Origin of the sequence: Spirulina subsalsa CS-330 (genome assembly GCF_028330765.1) — a bacterium.
Classification (GTDB): Bacteria; Cyanobacteriota; Cyanobacteriia; order Cyanobacteriales; family Spirulinaceae; genus Spirulina; species Spirulina subsalsa_A.
Map to the genome: position 1 here is coordinate 1 of NZ_JAQMTY010000291.1, position 5396 is coordinate 5396.

At 55.7% G+C, this 5396-nt stretch carries 6 protein-coding genes and 1 pseudogene; 4 read left to right on the forward strand and 3 right to left on the reverse strand.

The window, feature by feature from the left end; translation table 11 throughout:
* Positions 1 to 411 precede the first annotated feature (411 nt).
* The 3 genes from PN477_RS19940 to PN477_RS19950 are packed head-to-tail and all read left to right on the forward strand — an operon-like array spanning position 412 to position 1627.
* Positions 412 to 774, forward strand: coding sequence for a hypothetical protein (locus PN477_RS19940; protein WP_272119573.1), 363 nt, complete (start codon positions 412 to 414; stop codon positions 772 to 774).
* Between the two features lies 1 nt (position 775).
* Positions 776 to 1312: a DUF1822 family protein gene (locus tag PN477_RS19945; protein ID WP_272119575.1), complete on the forward strand. Its 537-nt coding sequence runs from the start codon at positions 776 to 778 to the stop codon at positions 1310 to 1312.
* A 27-nt stretch (positions 1313 to 1339) separates the two neighbouring features.
* Positions 1340 to 1627: a hypothetical protein gene (locus PN477_RS19950; RefSeq protein WP_272119576.1), complete on the forward strand. Its 288-nt coding sequence runs from the start codon at positions 1340 to 1342 to the stop codon at positions 1625 to 1627.
* A 267-nt stretch (positions 1628 to 1894) separates the two neighbouring features.
* On the opposite strand, the gene phnE is transcribed toward PN477_RS19950, so the two are convergent.
* The 3 genes from phnE to PN477_RS19965 all read right to left on the reverse strand — a co-directional run bounded on the left by phnE (position 1895) and on the right by PN477_RS19965 (position 4651).
* A complete protein-coding gene (gene phnE, locus PN477_RS19955; protein ID WP_272119578.1) occupies positions 1895 to 2728 on the reverse strand; it encodes a phosphonate ABC transporter, permease protein PhnE in 834 nt (277 codons plus the stop codon).
* 22 nt (positions 2729 to 2750) lie between these two features.
* Entirely contained in the window at positions 2751 to 3659 is a 909-nt protein-coding gene (locus PN477_RS19960) for a phosphate/phosphite/phosphonate ABC transporter substrate-binding protein (RefSeq protein ID WP_272119580.1), read from the reverse strand.
* Between the two features lie 95 nt (positions 3660 to 3754).
* Positions 3755 to 4651 carry a metallophosphoesterase family protein gene (locus PN477_RS19965; RefSeq protein WP_272119582.1) on the reverse strand — a complete coding sequence of 299 codons (897 nt, stop codon included), beginning with the start codon at positions 4649 to 4651 and terminating at the stop codon, positions 3755 to 3757.
* Between the two features lie 82 nt (positions 4652 to 4733).
* Between PN477_RS19965 and PN477_RS19970 the strand changes: the two are divergent.
* Positions 4734 to 5396 (forward strand): annotated as a pseudogene (locus PN477_RS19970) (hypothetical protein); the annotation flags it as partial.

Below are 5396 nucleotides of genomic sequence, written 5' to 3' on the forward strand. Positions count from 1 at the left end.
ATCTGCTCTAGCCAATTTGGCGATTTGAGCAGGGAAAATAACGGTAGTTTCCTGAAGATGCCTCAAAAAACAGTACAAATGTCCTAATTTTATTTTTCTCCCAGGAAAACGAATCAGCCCTACCTTAAAAAGGGGGGAACGCAAAAAAGTCCCCCTTTTTAAGGGGGATTTAGGGGAATCAAACGCAGACGAGGCCAACATTTGAACGTTATGTATAAGCAGTAGCCCTCTCCCAGAGGGCTAAGGTGAGGGCTTGCCGGGATCTGGCTAATTTTGTCCGTCAACCAGGCGACACCCTCAGCGGCTGCACGGTAAAGTTTCTGTGAAATTTTGAGACGTTCGCAAAAAAAGCGGCCTTTTTGTTGAGGACAGGATGGAACCTCTAGCAATTTCCGATTATTTGAGGAGTTCATGGAAGATGCTGTGCTGAATCCGTATCTGAAGCAGTTAGCGATCGCTGCTCAGAACGCACCGCCAGGCTCTCGGCAACGGCGGCGATCGCTAGCCGACCTGATCAGAACCATCCAAGGGTCCAGCCAACTGAGTCGCCCCTATCAGGGCCAATTCGTTCATCTTTATGAAGACATCTATGCCGAAGCCACCCAACAACTCTTTACCTATCTCTGCAAAAACATTGAATCCTATCGCCCGGAACACGAAGTCATGCAATGGGTTAACTTTTTACTCAAACGTCGTTTTTTTTACTCAAACGTCGTTTTTTTCACGCTGCCCGCCAAGAATTTGTCCCTCACTACAGTTTTTCTGTCGTACTGAAATGATGATGCCGCTCCTGACCCCACCGCTTAAATATCGAGTTGCTCCCCAACACCACACCCAGTCCCGCCGCTTTGCCGCCCCCTACGCCCATGGGGCTAAACGTCAACAGGTGTATCTCAATACCCTAGCGATCGCTGTGGTCAATGCCTGTCTGCAAGATTTGGGGGTGGAGACTCGTCTGGAGCAGAGTCCGGGCTGGCAATGGCAACACCAGGCCTTAACCACGGTGGCCGAGTTGTTAATTCCCAACTATGGGATGTTGGCCTGTGTGCCGATCTTGGCGGGTGAGGTGGTTTTTGTCCTGCCCCCTGGGGATCAGGTGGGTTGTGTGGTGGTGCAGTTTGATCCTGAGTTTCGCTATGGGACGCTGCTGGGGTTTTATCGAGGGTCTGCCAGAGTGGGGGATGATGTTGCGATCGCCGCCCTGCAAGACTTTAACGTCCTGCTGGAGCAACTCCCGGAACAGGGCGCGATCGCCATCATCGAATCCCCCGCCCAAACCCAGCTAGGCGGTTGGGTGGAGCCTGTTCCCTAATCCCTTCCCCATCGCTGCATTTATTCATTGCGAGATTGGCTCGACGGTGAAATCCCGACGGACTGGCAGCCCGTGAACCAACTCCTCACCCCAACCCCGATGCCCATTGCCAGCGTGCGCACCTTGACCCCGTTAGCCTCCCGCCCATCGGCACATCTCGAACGGGGCAAACTGGTGAACCTCAAAGGACTGACTGATCCGATTGTTTTGGTGCTGGTTGTCAAATCTTTGCCCAATACCCAGTTTGAAATTACGGTGGAACTGTGGGCTACTCAAGATCAATGGCTGCCGGAAACTCTCGAATTTCAATTATAGTCTTGAATCCTTCGTGATTTAGCTGCAATCCCGGGTGCATCCCAGTTATGCAATCCCTCACCCAACCCTCTCCCTCAGGAGAGGGCTTTTGGCTCCCTTCTCCTGCGGGAGAAGGGCTGGGGATGAGGGTGCTCCCTGCCGAGCCGTATGAATCTGCAACCGTGGGATGTACCCGAAATCCCTCAGGCTAACCAAGGCAGTGAGGACATCGATCGACGGGATCACGGCAGCACAGGGAGGATGGCGATCGCTCTGTGCTGTGTTGACTTAAGAGAGTCGCCGCCGGAGTTGGGCACTGAGCCAATCGATCGCGCTCACCATGATCAGGATTAAGCCCAAAATCGTCGCCAAGCGGCCAAAATCCAATAATTTCAAACTGACTAATAATTCATAGCCAATCCCCCCCGCCCCAACAATGCCGAGGATGACGGACGATCGCACATTGAATTCCCAGAGATACAAGCTAATCCCCACCAACCCCGGCAACGCTTCCGGCAACACGGCAAAGCTAAAGGTACGCAAGCGATCGCACCCCGTTACTTCAATGGCTTCAATCGGTTCCGGGGGCAAGGTTTCGAGCACCTCCGCGTAGAGTTTCGCCATTGACCCCGTGGTATGGAACGCCACCCCCAACATCCCGGCAAAGGGCCCCAACCCCACCACCGCCACAAAAAACAGCGCGAAAATTGCCGTATCAATCCCCCGCAACAGGTTCAGCAGACCCCGCAACGGTAACGCGATCGCCGTTGCCGGGGTTAAGTTGCGGGCAATGAGGAGCGAGAGCGGGAACGCAAGCACCATGGCGCACCCGGTTCCGAGGAGGGCGATCGCCAAGGTTTCCCAGATTGCCACCATAAAATTGGGCAACTCCGACAGATCCGGCGGCCATGATCGCGTTACCCACGACCCCAAACGTGGCAACCCTGTCACCAATTCCCACAGATTAATTTCCGTCGTGCGTACAGTGGCGATCAGGATGGCGATCGCCACCCCCACCGCCACCCACCGCCGCGCCCACCATAGCCGCCCCCGGCGACGCTGCTCCAGGCGCAGAATCTGATCGAGATGATCCGCTGTGGGGGGAGTTTGGGTCTTCGCCATGGGAGGAGGTGGGGGGTCTCGATTACTTCAAGATGTCCACCGCTTTACCGGCAGCTTGAATCGGGATGTAGTTTTTGCCGTCGGAACTGACAAAGCCGGTGTAGTTTTCCGGCAGGAGTGCCTTGGCTTCGGTGGGGGTGATCGCCACGAGCGCCGCTTGTAAACCGTCGATTATCGCTGGGGATAGGCCGCCCCGCACGGCGATCGGGTCATTGGGCAACGGGTCGGATTCCCAGATGATTTTGAGGTCGTCGCGGTTGATCCGGTCGGTGCTGGCTAACACGTCGAGGTTGCGATCGTAGTCTGAGGCGATGTCTACTTGGCCGCTGAGGACGGCGATCGCTTGGGCGGCGTGGGATGCCCCTTCGCTGTAGTCAAACACCTGTTTGGGGTCGATGTTGCGGGCGTTAAATTCGGCGGTGGGAATCAGCCAACCGGAGGTAGACCCCACATCGGCAAGACTGAGTTTTAAGGGTTCCCCGGCCTGACTTTGGGCGATCGCCTCTTCTAAGCTGTCAAAGGGCGCATCAGCCCGGGCCATCAACACCGAATGATAGGTGGGTTTTTCAGTATATTTCACCGTGGCGATCGCTTGAATCTCCGGCGTTTCATGGTTCGCCAACACATAGCCCCAAGGCCCTAGCCACGCCACATCCAGCGTCCCCGCCCGCAGGGCTTCAGAAATCCCCACCCAATCTTCCGTCACGGTCACATCCGCTTCACGATCCACCGCCGCCGCCAGTTGTTCAAACAGGGGGTTAAATTGGTCGCGGGTTTCGTTGGGGGTGGGGAAATAGGGGCCAACGCCGAATTTTAACGGGGCGGCTGCGTCAGCTTCGAGGTGGGGAGAAGTACCACAGGCGACGGTTAACACCATCACCATCAGCCCCAACATAATAAATTCAACGTAGCGTTTCAGGGTAGTTAACATCGTTGATTGATTGCGTGGTGTGGGCGTTCGAGACACCCTTTGTTTACGGTATCAGATGGGCTGAGGTGGACTCTGAGAACTTGCTGAGAAAAGGGTTAAGCGAGGCGAGCGATCGCGCCCCGATCAAACACCTGGCCATCGGTGCCAATCCCTTCAATCAAAATCTGATCCGGGTACACCGTATAGGAAGCAAAGCTCAACCGGGATACTGCATATGCTGTCCAGGCGGAATGTCCCACGGGTCGCAAGCCGGCCCCCGCCCCGGTGATCATATAGGTCGTGCCATTGAGCGATCGCGTCCGTTCGTAGTGGTGTTCATGGCCGTTGATGTAAAGCTGCACACCATAGGTTTTAAATAAGGCCTTCGCCTGTTGGGCCCAAGTGGCTTCGTTCATGCCATAGTGACCCGACCCATAGATCTGATGATGACCAAACACCACCTTCCACGGAGCATCACTAGCCTGTAATTGCCGTTCGAGCCAGGGCATTTGATTCGCCCAATCTGCGCCGGAGTTGGTATCCAAGGCGAAAAACTGCACCGCTCCCTGACGGAAAGTGTAGTAACGGCCGTCCATATTAAAACCGGGATACGCCACTTGGGGATCACCGTTAGCGGTACGAATGTCATGATTCCCCAAGACGGCGCGGAAGGTGACCCCGGCGCTTAACAAGGGTGCATAGGGCTTTTCAAAGACCTGATTGATTTTTTCGATTTCGCCGTCGTTGTAAATGTTGTCACCGGCGAGCACCACGAGGGGATAGGGGTTGGCACGGTAATGGTTGGCCATGGCATTGGCGACGGCGTATTGATTGGAAACACCCGTACCCGTATCCGCCACGGAGACAAAGCGGAGCAGCGGTGTTTGAGGATCAACGCTTGGCGGTTGGATCGATTGGGCGGTGCTGTGGGCGGAGAACGTGGATTCAGCACAGGCGCTGAACCCTAGGCCGGTCATGCCCATGAGGAGATGGAAAAAGTTACGACGCTTCATAATTTGGCTAAAAACGGAATCTAGAGGTGATATGGTCGTGAAAAGAGAGCACGTTTCTTGTGAATGTGAGGGGGGAGCAGCGATGTCAGAAGACCAGCAAACCGGATCGAATCTGTCTAGGGAAGATGCTTTGCGCCAACTGCAAGGGCTGATTGCCCAGCTTGAAACAGTGGTGGGACGATTGGAAACGACGGAATCGGATGAGACTTTGCGATCGCTCCCCCTCGCAGATCTCACTCGTAGTGTAGAACAAGTCATCACAGTCTTTCAGCCCCATCCGCCCGATTCAGACCATAGCCCAGAAGCTGCGATCGCGCCTGATTCTGAACTGACAGAACCGGAACCCGCGCCCCCTACGGCATCACCGGAAGCCGAGCCGGAGGATTGGGGCGGCTTTGACAATGACACCGATGCAAATCCCCCCACCGAACCGCTGCCGGAGCCGAAGGGCCTCGACGCTGTTTTACCCACCTTTAGACAACTGCAACGCACCTGGGATCGCCTCCTCAAGTCCGTGCGCAGTTTCCTCCCGGACACCCTCAACGAAACCCTATCGGATTGGATGTTAACGGGGATTATTAGCAGTGTGGTGGTGGTGGTGTTGATTGGGAGTGTGGTGTTAACGGGGGATAATTCGGCCCCGACGGCGATCGCACCTACCGCCCCCTCCAGTCCGACGGCTCCCACCCTGTCCCCACGTCCTACGCCCACCCCAAGCCCCACCCCAAAACCCGCCCCCCCATCC